Here is a 19,497-nt window from a genome sequence, read left to right as displayed (position 1 = left end):
CTTTTATTACTTAACTTGCTGGTGGTACTAGAGAAGAGGAAATACCCAGCTCCATTCCGAACCTGGAAGTCAAGCTCTTCATCGCCGATAATACTGCAGGGTCCCCTTGTGGAAACGTAGGTCATCGCCAGCTCTTTAAGTTTTTTCCATAAAGCTTACCTTTACATACACTTTTTTGTATCTAATGGTAAGCTTTTTTTTTAGCCCTTCCTTCCCCTTTTATCTTTTTTTAGCATATCTTACATTGACACAATATTAAAAAGTTCCTTCTCTATACTATCTAGTAGAGCTAAGCTTTCTTTTTTTCTCCCCCTTTGTATTTACTCCAAGTAGTCTATTGTCTTATGCACCTTTCTTTACTTATGATATCCACTATTTAGCAAACCTTCTTTTTTCGATTATTTTATTTATAATTATTTTACTATAATACAAAGTTATATAAAAATGATAAAGGTTAAATATAAAATGATAAGAAAAATTGATATTAATAGCAATGAATTTAAAGAAGAGTTAGAAAAAACAAAAGAGTTTACAAATAGTGTTCTAAAGTTATATGAATTGGTTTATAATCCGGATAAAGAAGTAAATGAATCAATACAAATGGGACTTACAAGAAATAGTTTGATTTATGGAAAAAGATATTGTCCCTGTTTTATGGTAATAGAAGAAACAGAAACTGAAAAAAATAGGTTATGTCCATGTATTCCAGCTTTAACAAAAGAGATACCTTTAAATGGTTCATGTCATTGTGGTATTTTTTGTACAAAAGATAAAGCTAAAGAAATAGCAAAAGAAAATAATTTAGAGGATGCACTAATAAATCATTCGAGAGGATTATTAAAAGAAGAATGTGAAGATTTATTAAGACAAGTTGAAATAAATTCATTAGAATTAGAGGCTCTTTTAGAAGCTAGAAAACGTGGAGTGATAAATTTTACCCTTGTAGATACTAGAGAATGGATGGAATGGGTTAGTGCAAGAATAGTTGGAACAGATTATTTAGTACCAACAACATCTTTTTATCATGCAATTGGGCGATTAGATGATAAAAAAGATATTCCTGTTGTTGTTTATTGTCATAGTGGAAGTAGAAGTGCATATTGTCAAAGAGTTATGCTTGATTTAGGGTTTAAAAGTGTAACTAATTTAGATTATGGAATTACTTCATTTCAAGGAGAAAAAGAGAGTGGAGATAATTAATCTTCACTCTCTTTAAAATCATCAGAATATTTTTTTAATAGATTCATAATAGAAATAAATAAACTTACCATAGCTGGTCCAATAATCATTCCCCAAAAGCCAAAAGTTGAAAGTCCCGCTACTATTGAGAAAAATATTAGAAGAGCATTTACGTTTGTAGGAGTTTTTATAATCTTCTTGTTTATGTAGTTGATAATCATAGGTTTTATAAAAGTATCTGCAATAATTGAAATTACAACAATAGAGTAAATAGCAATTATTAGAGCATTTGTAAAAGAGTTTATTGAAGCTTCATATATTGCAACTGGAAGCCACATTATTACTCCTCCAACTACTGGAATTAAAGATGCAAAACCATATAAAACTCCAAAAAGTAGTCCATCATAACCAAAAAATGTTAAGAAAAATCCAAATAAAAATCCTTCAAAAATAGCAGTAACTAAAGTTGAATAAAGAACAACTGTCATAACACTTGATGACTCATGAAATAATATTATTGAATCTTCTTTTTTTATAGGTAAAAGCTCTCTTATAAAAGTTGCAATTTGTGTAGTATAAAGAGTAAAAAAGAAAAAGAATACTAGAATGAGTATAATATCAAACATAAATTTTACAGAATTCTTTCCCAGGTTTGCACTTATTGACACTATATCTTGAACAGTTTTTCCAACATCAATTTTAGAGGTAATATTATTTAAAAAGTCATTTAAAAATGTAAAATCCATCGATAGATTATGAACTAAAAGTTTTATTTCATCTAAATTTTTTACCAAAACTTGCTGATCAACTTGATTGAAAAAAGTTGCAAAAGATAAAATACAATATAAAATTGGAAGAAAAAATAGAGCAGCTAAAGCAATAGTCATAACAGATGTTGCTACTATTCTTTTTTTTAATTTATGTTCTAAATGTAATGTTAGAGAGCTTGTAGCAATTGTCAATAAAACCGATACAAAAATTGCTTTTAAAAATGGATTGAAAAGTTCAACCATAAAAAAAAGTAAAAGTATAGCTATTGAAACTAAAAAATATGAGGCTTTCAAAATAATTTTCCTTGTGTTAAATCATCTTCAAGTTTTAAACTTGTTGGATAAGATAGTCTAAACATTTCATAAGTTTTCACACTTGCAACTCTTCCTCTAGCAGTTCTTTCTATGTACCCATTTGCTAGTAAATATGGCTCAATAGCATCTTCTATTGTTCCTTCATCTTCACTTAAAGCTGCTGCAATAGTTGATAATCCCATAGGTTTTCCTCTATTTGAAATAAGTAATTCAAGTAAATTTATATCCATTTCATCAAAACCACTTTCATTTACTCCTAATTCATCCAAAGCATATTTACATCTTTGTAGATGAATTGATTTTTCGTTTTCAACTTCAGAAAAATCTCTAACCCGTCTAAGTAATCTTAATGCAACCCTTGGTGTTCCACGACTTCTTTTTGAGATTTCTAAAGAAGCATCGTCTTCACAATTTTTCCCAAGTTTAAGAGAAGCTTTTTGAATAATCTTTGCTAATTCATTTTCTGTATAAAATTGCATTCTAAAGTGCATACCAAATCTTTCTCTTAAAGGATTTGATAACATACCAGCTCTTGTTGTTGCACCAATTAGAGTAAATCTTGGTAAATCAATTTTTACTGTTTGTGCAGCTGGTCCTGAGCCAATAATAATATCTAATCTATAATCTTCCATAGCTGGATAAAGTATCTCTTCAACAGCAGGTGAAAGTCTATGAATCTCATCAATAAATAAAATATCGCCTTCTTCAAGATTTGTTAAAATTGCCGCTAAATCTCCACTCTTTTCTATCATTGGACCAGCAGTTACTTTTATATTCGTATTCATTTCATTTGATATTAAATAAGACAAAGTAGTTTTTCCCAATCCTGGAGGTCCATAAAATAAAATATGATCTAAAGCTTCTTTCCTTTTTTTAGAAGCATCAATAAAAACTCTTAAATTCTTTTTGATTTTTTCTTGTCCTATATAATCATCCCAATTTGAAGGTCTTAAACTTATTTCATTGTTATCTTCTTCAAAAGATACTGATTCAACTTCAACTAATCTTTGCATAAATTAATACTCTTCTTGTTTTGATGGAAATGATTTATCTTGAACATCACTTCTATATTGATTTACAGCTTCTTTTACAAGTTTTGCACCATCTAAATAGTGTCTTACGAACTTTGGTTTAAACTCTTCAAAGAAACCTAACATATCAGACCAAACTAAAACTTGTCCATCAGTATCTACACCAGCTCCAATACCAATTATTGGTATATTTACAGCTTGTGTTATTTTTTTTGCAACATCACTTTTTACACCTTCAACAACTATACTAAAAGCACCTGCTTTTTCAACTGCAATAGCATCGCGAATTAGTTGTTCTTCGTCTTCTTTTGTTTTCCCTCTTACTTTGTAACCACCTTCACTTCTTACATATTGAGGCATAAGACCAATGTGTCCCATAACAGCAACTGCATTTGATGTTAGATGTTTTATAATATCTGCTTTATCTTCTCCACCTTCGATTTTTACTGCATTTGCATTTGTTTGTCTATAAACTTCAACACAGTTTTTTAAAGCAACATCTTTATTTATGTAAGTTCCAAAAGGCATATCTATTATGACAAAAGCATTTTTAGCTCCATTGCAAACAGCATTTGTGTGATAAATCATTTGTTCTAAAGTAGCACTTAAAGTATCAGGTTTGCCCATAAAACTCATATTTAAGCTATCACCTACAAGTATCATATCAGCAATTTCTTCAAACAGTTTTGCAAAAAGTGCATCATAAGCAGTTATTACTGTAAGTTTTTTTTTGTTTTTAGAATTTTTTATTCTAGAAATATTCATTTTTTCAAAATCATTTTTTATAATGCTCATTTTATTTTTCCCTAAATATAATAATTAATAATTTAACTAGATTATATCTAAAACTAACTTTTTTAAATTAAATTTAAAAATTTAAAAATAAATAGAAGAATTTAAAGAACTTGTAAATAACTCTTTTGTTAGAATAAAATATATCAAATCAAATTAACTAAAAGTATTTCTTATGAACAACGAATCAAATATTCAAAAACATTTAGCAGAACAAACAATAATGTTCGCAAGTATCACGAAATGGATATTCTTATCATCTTTGATTGGTGCACTGGTTGGTGTCGTTGTCTCACTATTTTTAAAACTTTTAACTTATTGTGAAAATTCTAGATCAGTACTTCCTTTTGACTACTATTATACTTTGCCTTTTGCTTTAGTTATAACAGTTTTTATTGTAAAAAAATTTGCTCCAAGCGCTCAAGGTCATGGTACAGAAAAGGTTATAGAAGCAATTCATAAAAATTCAGGAAGAATAAACTTCAGCGTAGTTCCTGTAAAACTCTTTGCAACAGTACTTACTATTTTTTCAGGTGGTTCTGTTGGAAAAGAAGGTCCTAGTGCACAAATTGGAGCAAGTTTAGCTTCTTTTTTAGCTATGAAATTAAGATTTTCAAATAGAGATAGAAAAAAAATTGTAATTTGTGGAATAAGTGCTGGATTTGCCTCTGTTTTTGGAACTCCACTTGCTGGGGCAATTTTTGGAATAGAGATATTAACAGTTGGAGTTTTAATGTATGATATTTTACTTCCATCTATTGTTTCTGGTTTTTCAGCATTTTTTGTTGCAAAATTATTAGGAATCAATTATACATATTTCAATATTGCTTTTTATACAAACTTCGATTTTAATTATATATTAATCTCTAAAGTAATTATTGGAGGAATATTTTTTGGTTTAGTTGCAGATTTTATAATTACAATGTTAAGTGTGACACATAAATACATAAGTGCCATAAAACTAAATTATTTGTTAAAAGCTTTTGTTGGAGGAATAATCTTAGTTTTATTAACAATTTTTGTTGGAGAACATTATTTAGGTATAGGATTTCAAACAATAAAAGATTCTTTATCTACAAATGGTGTCATAAATGAAAGTGTTTCTTGGTACACTTTTATCCTAAAAACAATTTTTACTTCATTAACTTTAGCTTTTGGTGGAAGTGGAGGAGTAATAACTCCAATTTTTTATGTTGGTGCAACAAGTGGAAATTTGTTTGGTTATTTAGTTGATGGATATATACCTTTATTTGCAGCACTTGGATTTGTAAGCGTTTTGGCAGGTGCAACAAGTGCACCAATTGCAGCTATGATTATGTCAGTTGAACTTTTTGGAATGAATGTAGGACATTATGCTGCTATTTCAATAATAATAGCATTTTTAATGACAGGACATAGAAGTGTATTTCCTTCACAAGTTTTATCAATGAAAAAATCAGAAGCAATTAATATAAAATTAGGTGATGAAATTGAAAATGCAGAGATGACATATACAACAAGATTTTTTGTAAATATTAGAAGAATTTTTAGTTTGATAATGATTAAAATAAAAAATATAAAAAAAAATAATTGATGGTTTAAAAGTAGATTTTAGATAAAATAGAAGAAAAATATAGGATTTAGATTTTGAAAAAATTAGTAGGTTATATTACAGCATCTCTTCCAAATAATAGTTTTACAGTTGATTTGGCCTTTGCTTTAAAAGAATCTGGAGTTGATATTTTAGAACTAGGAGTTCCTTTTTCTGATCCAGTTGCTGATGGTCCAGTTATAGAAAAAGCAAATTTAAAAGCTTTAAATAATGGTTTTAAATTAAAAGATTTATTTGAAATATCTTCAAAAATTGGTCAAGATATCGATACTTTATGGATGGGATATATGAATCCATTTTATCATTATGGCGTTGAAAACTTTTTAAAAAAAGCGCAAGAATATGGAGTTAATGGAACAATAATTCCAGATTTACCTTATGAAATGGCGCAAAAATTCGAGCCATTATTTGAAAAATATGAAAAAACTAATATTACATTTGTTGCACCAACAGATAGTGAAGATAGAGTAAAACTTTTAGTAGAAAACTCAAAAAAATTTATTTATATGGTAGCATATACTGGAATTACAGGAAGTGGACAAAAAGAAGATTTGTCTTTGCTTATAAATAATGTTAGAAAATATACAAACACACCTTTATATATTGGCTTTGGTGTTGATGAAAAAAGTTGTAAAGAAAAAGCTGTTGGTGTAGATGGTGTAATTGTTGGAAGTGCATTTGTTAAACATTTAATTGATGATAGTTTATCAAATAGTGAAAAAATTAAAAGAATTTCTCTTGTTGCAAAAGAGATAAAAGAAAAAATTAACGAATAAATATGCAAATTTTAAATCAAGATATTGAACTTTTTGAAGAAAATAGGGAGTGCTCTTATTTTGATGAAAAATTGTCAGATATTAGATATAAATATATTTATTCTTGTACAATAGATAAATATCAACCAATGTTAGAAAGAGGTTGGAGAAGATTTGGAAGAATGCATTTTGTACCAGAATGTAGAAGTTGTACAAAGTGTGTTTCTATGAGAATAGATGTGAATAATTATAAATTTTCTAAATCAGAAAAAAGAGTAATTTCTAAAAATCAAGATACAAAATTATATATTAGACCACCATCAGTTACAATGGAACACTTAAGTTTGTATGATAAATATCATAAATTTATGAATGATAAAAAAGATTGGCCATATTCTCCTATTGATGTTGATGATTATGTAAGGTCATATGTTGAATCAAGCGAAAATTTTGCAAAAGAATTTTTGTATATGAGAGATGATAAATTAATAGGAGTAGCTTTAGTAGATATTTTGCCTCAATCTATTTCGGCGATATATTGTTATTATGATCATGACTATTCAGAATTTTCGATAGGAAAGTTTTCTATTTTGGCTCAAATTAAAATAGCAAAGGAGTTAAATATTCCTTATATATATTTAGGCTATTGGATAAAAGATCATTTTTCTATGGGATATAAAGAAAAATATTCTCCATTTGAAATTTTGAAAAATAGACCTAATTTGGACGAAAAACCTATCTGGGAAAAAGCAGAATTTTAAGTTTATAAATAATTTTTGGTAAATTTTATAATAATTTTATATAATATGAATTCTAAAAAATATGAGGAAAAAAAATGATTAAATTTTTAATACCATTTTTATTATGTACAACTATAATTTTTGCTGAATCGCAAGTAGATAATAATAAAAAAATAGAAGATACTATTCAAAAATCTTATAATCCAAATGTTGATTGTTTGATTTTAGAAGATGAGAATTCAATTATATGCAAATTTGAAGTAATAAAAGACGCTCAAAATGAACAAAAAATAATTATAAATTGGATTAATCCTAATGGTGAAATTTCAAGAACAAGAGAAATGCTAATCCCTGCTGGAGATAGTTCAGCTTATGATTTTAGGTATTTAGATGGTAGAGAAAGTGGTAAATGGGATTTTAAAATTCTTTATGGTGAAAAAGAGTATTCAACTTCATTTGAATTAAAATAATTATAAGGTTTGTTTGTATTTTTTGCAAACTTTAGATATACTAAAATACATAAAATATTTAAAGGTGAATTTATGCTAAGTGAAAATAGTTATGAAGAAATAATAGATGAATTAAGAAAAATAGTTAAACAAAAAGGGCTTAAATATACAGAGCAAAGAGAGATAGTTCTTAGTATTTTATTACATGCAAAAGGACACTTGACTGCAGAAGAAATTTACAATCAAATAAAAAAAGATTATCCAACATCAAATGTTGGAATAGCAACAGTTTATAGAGCGCTTAGTTTTCTTGAAGAGGTAGATTTGATAACTTCTATCACATTTGGAACTGAAGGAAAAAAATACGAAAGTAATTCAAAATCTCATCATGATCATTTGATTTGTACTCAATGTGCTAGAATTATAGAATTTGTTGATGAAGAAATTGAAAAAAGACAAGAAAAGATTGCAAAAAATAATAAGTTTAAAATTACAAGTCATACAATGCAATTGTATGGAATTTGTGAAAATTGTCAAAAGTAGTATATTTTAAATATACTACTTTTTATAAAATTTCTGATTTTATGCTATTCACCCAGTTTTCAATTCTTTCATTAGTTAAATCACTTTGATTATCTTCATCAATTACTAGACCAACAAAACTATCTTCAATTTGTGCTTTTGAAGCATCATGGTAATATCCTTCTGTTGAAGTAAAACCAATAATTTTCGCATTAGATGTTTTAATTTGTTCATAAATAATTCCCATAGCACTTGCAAATTCATCACTATAACTTTCTTGATCGCCTAATCCAAAAAGAGCTATTGTTTTATTAGATAAATCAAGTTTTAAAAAATCACTCCAAGCATCTTCCCAATCATCATTCAATTCTCCATCTCCCCAAGTTGAAGAACCAATAATTATTTTGTCATAGTTATTTATTTTTTCAATTTTTGTTCCTGATAAATCAAAAACTTCTATTTTTCCTAATTTTGAAGCTATTTTATTAGCCACTTCTTCACAGTTTCCTGTGCTACTTCCAAAAAATATTGCTGTTGCCATTTTAATTTTTCCTTTAATTAATTTTTAATAATTGATCTTAAAGAGTAAGGAATAGCTTTTATTTGATATTCTTTATTCTCAAGTTCTTTTACATAAACAGGAATCTGTTTTGTAAATTCATTGTTTTTTGGGTAAGCTAAGTATATTTGATAAAACTCACCTTTTTTTATAGATTTTATTGCACTTTCCAATTCACTTTGTATATTAGGTTTTTTAATTTCTATATCTTTCCAAGAGGTATAAATTTTTAATCCGATAAATTCATTTGATTTTATACAAATGGAATCACCTAAATCTATAACAGTTTTGTCATTATGAAGTTTTTTAATTTTTTTTAAAACAAATTCATGAAATAACAGATGCTTATCAATGAGTAATTGTAAACTATTTTCAATAAAACAAACTGAAATTAATTTTGCAATAGGTAGAAGTTTATTGTTTGAAATAAAAGAATTGTTTTTAGTATTTGAATCTAAATAATTGTTTATAATTTTTGTAGAATTAATACAAAATGTAAATTTTGTATTAATTCTTTTTTGTTTTCTAATAAAACTAATGGGAAGCATATTTTTTATTTTGTAAGTAAATGCTTGTTCTAAAGATAGATTTGACAACATCTTTTGTTCATATTTTGAGAAACTACAATAAGATTCTAAAATGTTATTGCTTAGATTTAAAAACAGTTGTCTTAATCTATTTTTAGAATTAAATTCATCAAAATCTTTAGGTAAATATTCTTTTTTCCCCGAGAAACCGATGAAATTATCTTCTAACATTCTAATTCCTTACCACAGTAATTAGCATAACATTGACTACAATCCTTTATACCCATAATTTTTACATATTCATCATAAACGCAAGATATAGATCTTTTTGCACAAATAAAAGGAATATTTTTCTTTTTAGCTTCATTTTTATACTTAAGCATAGTATTATGATTTAAAAAAGATGTAAGCATTACAATACAATCTGTGTCTTGAGGAACTTTTTTCTTTGGAGCTGACGATTTTTTTCTAGCATCCCAGTGATTTATAGTTTTTGCTCCTAAATTTGTGAGCATAGATGAAATTTGTGTTATTTGATCTCCACCGATAATTAAAACGCTCATTTAAAATCCTTTATTAACAAGTACAACCAGTTGGTTTTACTAAATCATTTTTATTTTTTATTTCATACATAAACATTACTTATCCTTACATATTGATAATCATTATTGAAGTTTATGAAAAACAAACTTAAAATAAGATTAATATCAAGAATAATTATCATAAAATATGAAAATATTTTGGAAAAAGAGGATTTTTGTATCAAAAGAGCAATTAACTAGGATCATTCCCAGTTAATTTAAAATTTAAACATCGATTTTCTTAAGTTCTTTAATAATTGCAGCTATATCTTGAGAGTAATCCCTTGCTTCTTTACTATTATATTTGAAGCCAGCATTATAACTTCCCCAAACTTTTGTCCAGTCATTTTTATGGATTTTTTGCCAGTACGTCAATTCAGCAATCGCATTTTTTGTAGCGAATTGAAAATCAGTAATAAGTTTTGATGCAAGAACATCTCTATTCCAAGCAGTATCAGTAATGTTATGTCTACTTAATACTGTTTTGATATTTGCCTGATAAAGTCCAAAATCATGTGTTTTGTCGTTTATCATGTATTGTCCAAGTTTTGATTCTTTTATAGCAATAGCCATTAAAGTATATCCAAGATCGTGTTCTTCACCTTTTTCTTTAATTTTTTTCAATGTTTCAAGTTGTTGTGATGTTAAATTTTGTATGTCGATTGCTGACGCAAATACATTAAAAATGAATAGAAAAATAAATAGAATAGTTTTCAATTTCAATGTTTTACTCCTTTTAATTTTTTATATAATTAATAAGAGTATATTTTATAATTGTGTAATAATTGTAGAGAAATTTTTAAAGAGTCGTATTTAAGCCTATATCAATATATCTCCTTACTTTTTTTATCTCTTCAATATCAAAAGTTGTTTCAATTTTATTTTTGTTATCATCTTTTATAACATTTCCAAATGGACTAATAATTGCACTTCCTTTTGCCATATTATCATCTGCACTATTACACGCAATTACAAAACATTGATTTACTAAAGCTAAAGCTTTAGAAATAGATTCATAATGGTCTTTTCTTTTTATTCCCCACATCGCAGGATTCAAGATAATATCTGCACCTTTTACTTTTTCCCAAAGTTTTGGAAATCTAAGTTCAAAGCATATTAAAGTTGCAATTTTTAGACCATTTATATTTATGATTTTAATATCTTCTAAATTTCCAGATTTGAAATGAGTTAATTCATCACCTAAGGGAAAAAGTTTAAATTTTGATTGAGTATGAATGATTTTTTGATTATGAAAAATATTTAGGGTATTGTAAAAGTTTTCATCTTTTTTTATAATAAGTGTTAGTGCAATAATTTTATTTGTAGATAATTCTTTTATCTCTTCTATGGCTTTTATTGAAAAAGATGAAGCTTCATCCATTCTATCATAAGAAAATCCACTCAAAGCTAATTCAGGAGCTAAAATTAAAGAGTTTTCTTCGCATGAATTTATTAATTCTTTTAAATTATCAAGATTTTCTTGAAAATTATTTGATGTTTTAATTTGTAGAGCTATTAATTTCATTTATTACCTCGTTTAAAATATTTTCAACAGCAACTTTATAACTAATAGCTGTTGCGTAGCTTGTAGCTTCATATTTTGTAACTATTACAGAATTTGTGTTTGAAGCACGAATCAAAGCAAAACCATACTCAAAGTTTATTCTAAGGCCGTCTATTTTAACAATATCTTTGATTATTGGAAAACCTCTTTGAATAGTTTTTAATTTTTCATCAATTTTTTTTATGATTAAAAATTTATCTTTTTCATTTACATTTATTTCTATATTTGAACTTGTATAAACTTTTGGAAGTTTATCTAGTTCAATATCTAGATTTATTCCTTCATACAAAAGTTCTATTACTCTAAATGTTGCATAAATTGCATCATCATACCCATAATATCTATCATTGAAGAATATATGTCCTGAAACTTCAGCTGCTAAATCAGCATTTAATTCTTTTAGTTTTAGTCTTAAATTTGAATAACCAGTTTTATTCATAATTGTTTTTGCTTCATGATTTAACTCTTCAAAAATATTTTGTGAATATGTAACTTCTCCAATGATTACTGGATTTTTCATAGTTTTTGAAAAAAGTAGGGCTAACATATCGCCTTTTATATTATATTTTTGAGTTAAAACTGCAATTCTATCTGCATCACCATCATAGGCAAAACCTAAATTGTAATCATCAATTAATAGAGCTTTTAAATCTTCTAGATTTTTTTCATTTGTTGGGTCTGGATGATGATTTGGAAACTCTCCATCTGGATTTAGATGAATTCCTTTATAATTTAGATTTAATTTATCTAAAATGTCACATAAAACAGTGTTTGCAACACCATTTCCACAATCAACAATAAAAGGAATTTTAAAATCTTTTAGATGTGAAAACTGATTAACCATAAAATCTATATATAAATTTTTAGCATCAAGTTCAAAAAAAGAAAAATTATCTGGAATTTGTATATTTGGATTTTTTGCTATTTCTTCATATAAAGAGATTAGTTCATCACCAAAAAATGGTTCATTATTTATAGTGATTTTAAAACCATTATATTTTTTGGCATTATGACTTCCTGTAATCATAATTGAAGCAGTTGGTTTTATTTTTTCATTATTTATATTAAATTCTTGAAAAGAGGCAAAATAGTTTACTCCAGTTGCAACTAGTCCAATATTTAAAACTTTGCAATTTGATAGATTAAGTCCTGAAATCAAGCCATCAAAAAGCATTTGTGAGTGAGTTCTTACATCATAACCAACAACAATATATGGTTTTGATACTTTTTCTTTTATATGAACTCCTAAATAATAACCAATTAATTTAGCTGTTTCATAGGTTAAATCCTCATTTACAATACCACGAATATCATATTGTCTAAAAATTGTTTTATTTATCATTTAATCTGTCTAAATATTTTTTCATAGGCGGAATTTTAGCATAATCATATATAAGATATAATACAAAATGTTAAAAAATATAAATAAAAATATAAAAGTTTTATATGTTGAAGATGATGATATAGCAAGAGAAAATGGTATTGAATATTTAGAAAACTTTTTTGATACTATTTATGAAGCTTCAAATGCTATAACAGCATTACAACTTTATGAAAAATATAAACCACAAATTATTATAACAGATATTCAAATGCCAAAATTAAATGGTTTGGAGTTTGTAAAAAGAGTGCGCCAAATTGATAAAAAATGCCAAATAATAGTTATTACTGCATTTTGCGATAAAGATTATTTACTCCAAGCAATAGAGTTACAACTTGTTAAATATTTAGTAAAACCAGTAAATGAAAAAGATTTTGAAGAGGCTTTACTTTTATGTATAAAATCATTGGAAGAGGATATTTCAAATATCGTAAAATTTGATGAAACTTCATATTTTGATACTTTTAATAAAACTTTAGTTATTAAAAATGAACTTATTAAACTAAGAGCAAAAGAGATTTTATTTTTAGAACTGCTTATAAAAAATAAAAATAGATATGTTACATACGAGGAAATTGAGTCTTATATTTGGTCTGATAGTGTGATGACAAAAGATGCTTTAAAGACTTTAGTTAAAAATGTTAAAACAAAACTTCAAAAAGATATGATAGAAAATCTTACAAATAGTGGGTATAAAATTGGAATTTGATATAAACCAGATTATATTTTATGGTATAACTTTTGGTATTTTAATAATGACAATAGCATATACCTTAATTAGATATATATATTCAAAAGAGATATTTTATATAAGTTATTGTTTTATGCAAATTTTTTCTTTGTTTTATATAGTTGCATATAGTAAGTTATACCAAATTAGTTATTTTGTTCAAGAATTTTCTTTAGTTTTAGCTTCTGTTTTTGCAGTAATTTTTGCAGTAAATTATTATGAAGGAAAATTTTTACCAAAAGTTTCAAACTATAAAGAGTTGATTTTAAATACATTTTTATTAAATGTTGTGATTCTAACAGCTTTTTATCACTATATTTTATTTGAATATTTACCTTATACTATTATTTATGCAATTTTATTTATTTCAATAATTTTTAATTTAAAACAAGGTTTTAAACCGACACTTATTTATGTAATAGGTTGGTCAGTATTTTGTATAGTTCTTTTTATTTTTGATTTTAAAAATAGATATATTGGCTTGGGATATTTTGATTTAGTTTTAGTTGTATTTGCTCTTGAAGCGATGCTTTTTACAATCTCAATAGCATATAAATATAATGATTTAAAAAAACAAAATAAAGAGTTTGAAAAGATGATTTTACAACAATCAAAGTTTGTAAAATCAGGTGAAATGATAGCAAATATAACTCATCAATTTAGGCAACCACTAAATAATATTTCATATATTTTGATAAATCTAAAAAAGAGATTTGAAAGTGAAAAATTAGACAAGATTTTTTTTGATAAAAAGGTAAATCAAGCAAATGAACAGGTGAGTTTTTTATCAAAAACAATAGATGATTTTAAAGAGTTTTATTTACAAGAGAAAGAAAAAGATGATTTTTTAGTAAAAGACTCAATCCAAAATGCTCTTACAATTTTAAATCCTGACTTACAAAAAGATAATATAAATTTGAATCTAAGATTTGAGACTTTCGAAGATATAAAAATCTTTGGAGTTAAAAATGAGTTGTCTCAAGTTATTTTATCTTTGATTTCAAATTCAATAGATGCTTTAAAAAATAGACATAATCCAAAAATATCTATAAATGTAGTATCTTCAAGTGCTGAGGTTATAATAGAAATTTTAGATAATGCAGGTGGAATAAAAGCAAAAAATCTAAAAAAAATATTTGAACCATATTTTTCTACAAAAGAAGAAGGAACTGGAATAGGGCTTTATTTATCAAAAATCATAATTGAAGAGAGTTTTGGCGGAAAGTTACAAGTTCAAAATATAAAAGATGGAGCTAAATTCTCCATCTTTATAGAAAAAGCTATTTAAAAAAAATTATTATATTTTTTTGTTATACTTCTAAAGTGATAATTGATTTCAAAATATCAAAGGCAAATTAAATATGGATTTATTGACTAAAGAATGTGAAGTATGTGGAACAAAAATTAGTAAACTAAAGAATTGGTATAGGCTAGCTTTTACAAATGAAATAAAATGTTCTAATTGTGGAAGTAGATATCGACTTTCAAAATGGTTAGAATTTATTTTTTCATTTCCTACTGGTGGGGCTGGTTTAATGACGTTGTTATTTTTTATAGTGTTGTTTTTTATATATGATATAGGAATGTACTATAAATTTCTTTGGTTTGAGTTTATAATTTATTCATTAATAATAAGTTTATTATTAAAGTTATTAATTATGTTATTTCTCCCATTAAAATTAATTAAATCTAAAAAAGAGTCAAAAAATGAGCAAAAATGAGACTTTTTTTAAATGTGAATTGAAATTTTTTAGTATATTAATCTTAGGGCTTTTTTTATTAAATTCTGTAGCAATGCTTTTACAATACTTATTTAATATAGGATTATTTATTTCTATTGTTATTAGTATGATAGCACTATTTTTTTACATAATATATTTTTTATATTTAGTTATAAAAGTAAAAATATTTGATGCTAAATATGAGTGCCAAGATTTAAAACAAAGACTTAGTGGGTGGCTTTCAAGTTTAATATAATAAATATAATATGGAAGATTTCCATATTATATTTTTAAGGTTTTGAAAAAATCAGTTTTCTTATAACTTTAAAATCTTTTTCTTGAGAATAAATCTCTATGAAAATAGGTATATTTTTTGTTTTTATATTGTTTAAATCATTAACACTTTCTATAATTAATACTTTTTTAGCTCTTTTTCCAGCTTCAAGTGAAAACTTCTCAAATCTTTTTATTTTGAAGTTATCATCATTTAGTTTTATGTCAAAAGTCAAAGTTTCATCTTGAGTATTATGAACACCTAATATATAGTTATTTACTATTTTTTTATCTTCAGTTACTTTATAAAGTTCAGTTGTTTTATTTATATTTACTAAGAAATTTTCTTTTTCAAGAGAAAAATAAAATGCTAGAAAAATACATAAAAATAGTGAAACAAAATATGTAGTATTTCTTTTTGTAAAAATAGATACTTTTTGTTTATTTATAACTTTATTTGTACTTCCCCAGTTAATTAAGCTTGGTTTTCCTAGTTTTCCCATAACAGTTGAACAAGCATCACTACATTCAAGACAATTTATACATTCAACTTGTAAACCTTTTCTTATATCAATATGTGTTGGACATATTTTTACACAAGCTTCACAAGTTGTACACTCTTCGTTATTTGACCACTCTTTTTCTTTAAATATTGATTTAATACCACCTTGATAAACTTTTCCACCACGATTAAAATTGTAAGTTACTTGTTTTGTATTATCATCATATAAAACAGATTGAATTCTTGAATAAGGACAAACATAAACACAAAAATTCTCTTTCATAAAAACGATATCATAAACTAAAAATAGTGCAACACTTATAATAAATAAAATCATAAAACTATGTTCAAAAGGTTCTTGCAAATAAAGAAAAAAATCTTCTGGTGGAACAAAATAAAGCATAAAGTTCGATGATATAACTAAAGTAATAATCAACCATAAAAATAAAGAAATATATTTTTTAAATTGATTTGATTTTTTTGAATAATCTATATCTTTTTGTTTATTTTTGATTCTTCTTAAATCTAGAATTGTACTTTCGATTAAATCTCTATAAATTACTCTAAAAATAGTTTGAGGACATGCCCATCCACACCAAATTCTTCCTAACATTGAAGTCATTGCAAATATACCAATGAATAAAAACATTAGTAAAAATGGCATAACATAAAGTTCACTTACATTAAAAACAATTCCTAGAAAGTGAAATTGTAATCTTTCAAATGATAATAATAGAAGATGATTATCATTTATTGTAATAAATGGTGAAAATAGTACAAAAATGGTAATTAAAATATAAACTAAGTATCTTCTTTTCGAATAAGACATAAAAACTCCTTTTATTTTTTTGTATTTTAAATAAAAAAAGTGTTCATTTGGTGGTATAAAATATATTGCTTATTTTTATTATTATTTGTATAATTTTATAAGTTTAATTAAGGAAAAAGTGTGAAGAAGGTTAATTTTTGTTTTTTATTTTTGTTAGTGGGATTTACTCAGTTATTTGCAGGAAATAGATATGAGATAAAATCAGGAATTGTTGAATATGAAATTGTTGGAGATAATGGTAAAGCAAATGGTAGCATAAATGGCTCAAGTAAGCTTATTTTTAAGGATTTCGGTAATGTTGAGTTAATAGATGAAAAAACTACTCAAATTATTGCAGGAGAACAAGAAACGGAAAGAACTATTTCAAAAATAGTTAAAGATACTTTATATACAGCTGATTTTGATGATGAAATGATTTATTCTCAAAAGTTAGTTTTAGATGAAGATAATCCTGTACAAAATATAAAAAATCGTGATACTTTTACTCAAATGGGTGCAAAGTATTTAGGAACAGAAACTATTTTAGGATATAAATGTGATGTTTGGCAACTTGGTGAAAATAAAATCTGGGTTTACAATAGTGTTCCTTTAAAACAAATAAGTAAGTCTTTAGGTGTTGTACAAATGCAAATGGCAAAAAGTGCAACTTTTAATATTGATATAAAAGATGATAAATTTAAACTTCCAAATTTTCCAGTACAAAAAATAGAAGCAATTATTGGTGGTGGAGAAGATGAAGCAGAATATGCAAATCCTGTAAAAAGATAATAGCTTGAGAAAAACTCAAGCTATTTTATTAAACTAGTTTTTTATTTTCTTTTGTAAGAATGTAGGCAACTATTATAAATGAAACAGCACCTAAGAATGTATTAGAAAGAATAGTTGAAGCTACTGCGAAGAATAGAGCAACTAAACTTGTTTTTTTAGTATTTACAACTAAAGCTATTATTGAAATAATCAGCGATACAAAACCAACATAACCAAAATATATCGAGTGTCCCATAAAGTCTTTTATTCCACAAGCTATTCCTTTTGAATCAATATTACAAGCATTTGCTAAAGCTTTATTTGAAACAAATCCTATTTTAAATAGATAAACACCAATTGCAAAAATTAAAGTATAAACTACAATCTCTTTTAAATCTGTGATTTTAATCTCTTTTGTTGTACCTTTGTATAGGATAAACGCAAAAATTAAAGATAAAATAACCCAAATATTTGAAAAAATATTTAAAGAAGTTTCGTTATAGAAAACTATAATTGTATTTATAACTAAAACTAAAGATAAAAGTTTTTCAAATTTACCAAATTGAAGTTGGCTGAATCTTGAAATATATAACCATAAAAATGAAACAGCTAAGATTACAAATCCATAAATTTCAAAGTTTTCATATCTTCCGTTAAATGCTAAATTTGTAGTCATAATAAATGCAAAGAATGCCGATGCATAAAAGAACATTGAAGGAATTACATCACTTTGTTTTTTTCTTAAGATGTATGCTAACATAAAATAATATACGAAAATTTGAGTTCCAAGAAGTAAAATTGCCCAAATAAACTCAAAGAAGTTTCTCGTTATTACATGATATTGTTCAACTTGAAGCATAAATAAAATAGCAAAAATAGTATTTATAATAGTAAAAGTAGCTATTTTTGTCATTGAAAATACTTTTTTTCTTAACATTGTATAAGAGAAAGCTAATACTAAAAATAGTGAACCAAATGCTAAATATGTATAATTTGGGAAGTTTGAAACATCACCTTTAAATACACTTTTATCTCCTCTATCTTTGTCAAATAATCCCCAGAATCCACCAACAGCACCTTCATTTACTCTTTTCCAAGGTTGATCAACTGCTTCAATTATATTGTAATTCCAGTTTTTTTCTTCAGCTAATTTTACAAAATCTCTTACAAACATAGCTTGATTTATTTTACTAGGCATAGCATCTTCTCTTGCTCTTCCTTCGCTTGGCCAACCTGTCTCCCCAATTAGAATATTTGAAGTTCCTAACTCTTTTTCAACTTCCATTCTTACATTTGCTAAGTGTTCTATTGAATCATGTATATTTTGTGGATCATCTTCCCAATAAGGTAAAATATGAATAGTTACAAAATCAGTAACTTCTTTGATTTTTGGATATTTAAGCCAATATTCCCAAACATCAGCATAAGTTACAGGAGTATCAGGAAGTGCAGTTTTTACTTCAACTATAAAATCGTGAAGTCTTTGCTCAGAAGAATCACCTCTTAATAAAACTTCATTTCCTACAATTACTGCTTTTACAATGTCTTTGTATTCAGTTGCAAGTTGGATTAAAGTATCTATTTCTTTTCTTGCATCTTTATCACTTTTTCCTATCCATGCACCCATTAACATTTGCATATTTAACTCTTTTGCAACTTTAGGAATAAGTTCTAATCCAACAGTAGAATAAGTTCTAATACAATTTGTATACTTAGAAAAAAGTTCTAAATCTTTTCTAATATTTTCTTCTTTTAGAACTAAACCTTTCTCAAAAGAGTATGGTGATTCATCTTTTGTAAATGGAGCATAAGAGACACATTGAAGTTTAGAAAAAGATTTTGAAGAGTCATCTTTTAATATAACTTTTGTACCTACATAATGCCAAAAAAACAGCACTGATAGTGCACTTAAAAATGTTAAAAAAACCTTATTTCTCAT

Annotated in this window: 22 protein-coding genes and 1 rRNA gene; 12 read left to right on the top strand and 11 right to left on the bottom strand. The window is 25.8% G+C overall.

The genetic code is table 11. The features are described 5' to 3' along the window. The first annotated feature begins 17 nt into the window (after positions 1 to 17). Positions 18 to 133, top strand: a 5S ribosomal RNA gene (rrf, locus tag B0175_RS10935). A 332-nt stretch (positions 134 to 465) separates the two neighbouring features. Beyond that, positions 466 to 1,200, top strand: a complete 735-nt coding sequence (locus tag B0175_RS10930; protein WP_108528577.1) for a ferredoxin-thioredoxin reductase catalytic domain-containing protein — start codon at positions 466 to 468, stop codon at positions 1,198 to 1,200. Here the strand turns inward: B0175_RS10930 and B0175_RS10925 are convergent. From B0175_RS10925 to panB, 3 genes are read right to left on the bottom strand one after another with little or no spacing between them, the layout of a single operon-like run. Continuing rightward, positions 1,197 to 2,243 (bottom strand): AI-2E family transporter, encoded by a 1,047-nt coding sequence (locus B0175_RS10925; RefSeq protein ID WP_108528576.1) that lies wholly within the window; start codon positions 2,241 to 2,243, stop codon positions 1,197 to 1,199. The genes B0175_RS10930 and B0175_RS10925 overlap by 4 nt on opposite strands. Further along, positions 2,240 to 3,277, bottom strand: a complete 1,038-nt coding sequence (gene ruvB / locus B0175_RS10920) for a Holliday junction branch migration DNA helicase RuvB (protein WP_014469160.1) — start codon at positions 3,275 to 3,277, stop codon at positions 2,240 to 2,242. Before ruvB ends, B0175_RS10925 begins: the two co-directional genes overlap by 4 nt. A 3-nt stretch (positions 3,278 to 3,280) precedes the next feature. After that, positions 3,281 to 4,090: a 3-methyl-2-oxobutanoate hydroxymethyltransferase gene (panB, locus tag B0175_RS10915; RefSeq protein ID WP_108528575.1), complete on the bottom strand. Its 810-nt coding sequence runs from the start codon at positions 4,088 to 4,090 to the stop codon at positions 3,281 to 3,283. A gap of 172 nt (positions 4,091 to 4,262) precedes the next feature. On the opposite strand from panB, the gene B0175_RS10910 reads away from it, so the two are divergent. The 5 genes from B0175_RS10910 to B0175_RS10890 all read left to right on the top strand — a co-directional run bounded on the left by B0175_RS10910 (position 4,263) and on the right by B0175_RS10890 (position 8,165). Continuing rightward, positions 4,263 to 5,660: a chloride channel protein gene (locus tag B0175_RS10910; protein WP_108528574.1), complete on the top strand. Its 1,398-nt coding sequence runs from the start codon at positions 4,263 to 4,265 to the stop codon at positions 5,658 to 5,660. A gap of 53 nt (positions 5,661 to 5,713) precedes the next feature. Then, positions 5,714 to 6,454: a tryptophan synthase subunit alpha gene (gene trpA, locus B0175_RS10905; protein ID WP_108528573.1), complete on the top strand. Its 741-nt coding sequence runs from the start codon at positions 5,714 to 5,716 to the stop codon at positions 6,452 to 6,454. A 2-nt stretch (positions 6,455 to 6,456) separates the two neighbouring features. Continuing rightward, the gene (locus tag B0175_RS10900) at positions 6,457 to 7,194 is read left to right on the top strand and encodes an arginyltransferase (RefSeq protein WP_108528572.1); all 738 of its coding nucleotides are present in this window, start codon (positions 6,457 to 6,459) and stop codon (positions 7,192 to 7,194) included. 74 nt (positions 7,195 to 7,268) lie between these two features. Next, the gene (locus B0175_RS10895) at positions 7,269 to 7,643 is read left to right on the top strand and encodes a hypothetical protein (protein WP_108528571.1); all 375 of its coding nucleotides are present in this window, start codon (positions 7,269 to 7,271) and stop codon (positions 7,641 to 7,643) included. Positions 7,644 to 7,715: 72 nt separating this feature from the next. After that, a complete protein-coding gene (locus B0175_RS10890; RefSeq protein ID WP_108528570.1) occupies positions 7,716 to 8,165 on the top strand; it encodes a Fur family transcriptional regulator in 450 nt (149 codons plus the stop codon). Between the two features lie 22 nt (positions 8,166 to 8,187). On the opposite strand, the gene B0175_RS10885 is transcribed toward B0175_RS10890, so the two are convergent. The 6 genes from B0175_RS10885 to B0175_RS10860 all read right to left on the bottom strand — a co-directional run bounded on the left by B0175_RS10885 (position 8,188) and on the right by B0175_RS10860 (position 12,717). Then, on the bottom strand, positions 8,188 to 8,685 hold the full coding sequence (locus B0175_RS10885) for a flavodoxin (RefSeq protein WP_108528569.1): 498 nt from the start codon (positions 8,683 to 8,685) through the stop codon (positions 8,188 to 8,190). Positions 8,686 to 8,702: 17 nt separating this feature from the next. After that, the gene (locus B0175_RS10880; RefSeq protein ID WP_108528568.1) at positions 8,703 to 9,461 is read right to left on the bottom strand and encodes a hypothetical protein; all 759 of its coding nucleotides are present in this window, start codon (positions 9,459 to 9,461) and stop codon (positions 8,703 to 8,705) included. Then, the gene (locus B0175_RS10875) at positions 9,455 to 9,793 is read right to left on the bottom strand and encodes a DUF2325 domain-containing protein (RefSeq protein ID WP_004509953.1); all 339 of its coding nucleotides are present in this window, start codon (positions 9,791 to 9,793) and stop codon (positions 9,455 to 9,457) included. The genes B0175_RS10880 and B0175_RS10875 overlap by 7 nt, the downstream gene beginning before the upstream one ends. 243 nt (positions 9,794 to 10,036) lie before the next feature. Next, positions 10,037 to 10,534 (bottom strand): transglycosylase SLT domain-containing protein, encoded by a 498-nt coding sequence (locus tag B0175_RS10870; RefSeq protein ID WP_108528567.1) that lies wholly within the window; start codon positions 10,532 to 10,534, stop codon positions 10,037 to 10,039. A 76-nt stretch (positions 10,535 to 10,610) separates the two neighbouring features. Beyond that, on the bottom strand, positions 10,611 to 11,336 hold the full coding sequence (locus tag B0175_RS10865; RefSeq protein WP_108528566.1) for a carbon-nitrogen hydrolase family protein: 726 nt from the start codon (positions 11,334 to 11,336) through the stop codon (positions 10,611 to 10,613). After that, on the bottom strand, positions 11,311 to 12,717 hold the full coding sequence (locus tag B0175_RS10860) for a phosphomannomutase/phosphoglucomutase (RefSeq protein WP_108528565.1): 1,407 nt from the start codon (positions 12,715 to 12,717) through the stop codon (positions 11,311 to 11,313). The genes B0175_RS10865 and B0175_RS10860 overlap by 26 nt, the downstream gene beginning before the upstream one ends. 67 nt (positions 12,718 to 12,784) lie before the next feature. Here B0175_RS10860 and B0175_RS10855 point away from each other — a divergent pair, with 67 nt between their 5' ends. The 4 genes from B0175_RS10855 to B0175_RS10840 all read left to right on the top strand — a co-directional run bounded on the left by B0175_RS10855 (position 12,785) and on the right by B0175_RS10840 (position 15,463). Next, positions 12,785 to 13,465, top strand: a complete 681-nt coding sequence (locus B0175_RS10855) for a response regulator transcription factor (RefSeq protein WP_108528564.1) — start codon at positions 12,785 to 12,787, stop codon at positions 13,463 to 13,465. Beyond that, positions 13,455 to 14,774, top strand: coding sequence for a sensor histidine kinase (locus tag B0175_RS10850; protein ID WP_108528563.1), 1,320 nt, complete (start codon positions 13,455 to 13,457; stop codon positions 14,772 to 14,774). The genes B0175_RS10855 and B0175_RS10850 overlap by 11 nt, the downstream gene beginning before the upstream one ends. A 73-nt stretch (positions 14,775 to 14,847) precedes the next feature. After that, the gene (locus tag B0175_RS10845) at positions 14,848 to 15,207 is read left to right on the top strand and encodes a hypothetical protein (RefSeq protein ID WP_108528562.1); all 360 of its coding nucleotides are present in this window, start codon (positions 14,848 to 14,850) and stop codon (positions 15,205 to 15,207) included. Beyond that, positions 15,194 to 15,463 (top strand): hypothetical protein, encoded by a 270-nt coding sequence (locus B0175_RS10840; protein WP_108528561.1) that lies wholly within the window; start codon positions 15,194 to 15,196, stop codon positions 15,461 to 15,463. Before B0175_RS10845 ends, B0175_RS10840 begins: the two co-directional genes overlap by 14 nt. Before the next feature lie 34 nt (positions 15,464 to 15,497). Here B0175_RS10840 and ccoG read toward each other — a convergent pair whose 3' ends face one another. Continuing rightward, positions 15,498 to 16,811: a cytochrome c oxidase accessory protein CcoG gene (gene ccoG / locus B0175_RS10835; protein ID WP_108528560.1), complete on the bottom strand. Its 1,314-nt coding sequence runs from the start codon at positions 16,809 to 16,811 to the stop codon at positions 15,498 to 15,500. A 120-nt stretch (positions 16,812 to 16,931) separates the two neighbouring features. On the opposite strand from ccoG, the gene B0175_RS10830 reads away from it, so the two are divergent. Then, on the top strand, positions 16,932 to 17,579 hold the full coding sequence (locus B0175_RS10830) for a hypothetical protein (RefSeq protein ID WP_108528559.1): 648 nt from the start codon (positions 16,932 to 16,934) through the stop codon (positions 17,577 to 17,579). 28 nt (positions 17,580 to 17,607) lie between these two features. On the opposite strand, the gene B0175_RS10825 is transcribed toward B0175_RS10830, so the two are convergent. Continuing rightward, positions 17,608 to 19,497 carry a glycoside hydrolase family 17 protein gene (locus B0175_RS10825; protein ID WP_108528558.1) on the bottom strand — a complete coding sequence of 630 codons (1,890 nt, stop codon included), beginning with the start codon at positions 19,495 to 19,497 and terminating at the stop codon, positions 17,608 to 17,610.

The organism is Arcobacter lacus (assembly GCF_003063295.1).
In the GTDB taxonomy this organism is placed as follows: Bacteria; Campylobacterota; Campylobacteria; order Campylobacterales; family Arcobacteraceae; genus Aliarcobacter; species Aliarcobacter lacus.
This window is presented reverse-complemented; position numbering and strand designations above follow the sequence as displayed.

Coding starts and splice junctions, on each gene's coding strand:
- B0175_RS10930 (WP_108528577.1), top strand. CDS start 466: ATGATAAGAAAAATTGATATTAATAGCAATGAATTTAAAGAAGAGTTA.
- ruvB (WP_014469160.1), bottom strand. CDS start 3,277: ATGCAAAGATTAGTTGAAGTTGAATCAGTATCTTTTGAAGAAGATAAC.
- panB (WP_108528575.1), bottom strand. CDS start 4,090: ATGAGCATTATAAAAAATGATTTTGAAAAAATGAATATTTCTAGAATA.
- B0175_RS10910 (WP_108528574.1), top strand. CDS start 4,263: ATGAACAACGAATCAAATATTCAAAAACATTTAGCAGAACAAACAATA.
- B0175_RS10900 (WP_108528572.1), top strand. CDS start 6,457: ATGCAAATTTTAAATCAAGATATTGAACTTTTTGAAGAAAATAGGGAG.
- B0175_RS10895 (WP_108528571.1), top strand. CDS start 7,269: ATGATTAAATTTTTAATACCATTTTTATTATGTACAACTATAATTTTT.
- B0175_RS10890 (WP_108528570.1), top strand. CDS start 7,716: ATGCTAAGTGAAAATAGTTATGAAGAAATAATAGATGAATTAAGAAAA.
- B0175_RS10885 (WP_108528569.1), bottom strand. CDS start 8,685: ATGGCAACAGCAATATTTTTTGGAAGTAGCACAGGAAACTGTGAAGAA.
- B0175_RS10880 (WP_108528568.1), bottom strand. CDS start 9,461: ATGTTAGAAGATAATTTCATCGGTTTCTCGGGGAAAAAAGAATATTTA.
- B0175_RS10875 (WP_004509953.1), bottom strand. CDS start 9,793: ATGAGCGTTTTAATTATCGGTGGAGATCAAATAACACAAATTTCATCT.
- B0175_RS10865 (WP_108528566.1), bottom strand. CDS start 11,336: ATGAAATTAATAGCTCTACAAATTAAAACATCAAATAATTTTCAAGAA.
- B0175_RS10860 (WP_108528565.1), bottom strand. CDS start 12,717: ATGATAAATAAAACAATTTTTAGACAATATGATATTCGTGGTATTGTA.
- B0175_RS10855 (WP_108528564.1), top strand. CDS start 12,785: ATGTTAAAAAATATAAATAAAAATATAAAAGTTTTATATGTTGAAGAT.
- B0175_RS10845 (WP_108528562.1), top strand. CDS start 14,848: ATGGATTTATTGACTAAAGAATGTGAAGTATGTGGAACAAAAATTAGT.
- B0175_RS10840 (WP_108528561.1), top strand. CDS start 15,194: ATGAGCAAAAATGAGACTTTTTTTAAATGTGAATTGAAATTTTTTAGT.
- ccoG (WP_108528560.1), bottom strand. CDS start 16,811: ATGTCTTATTCGAAAAGAAGATACTTAGTTTATATTTTAATTACCATT.
- B0175_RS10825 (WP_108528558.1), bottom strand. CDS start 19,497: ATGAGAAATAAGGTTTTTTTAACATTTTTAAGTGCACTATCAGTGCTG.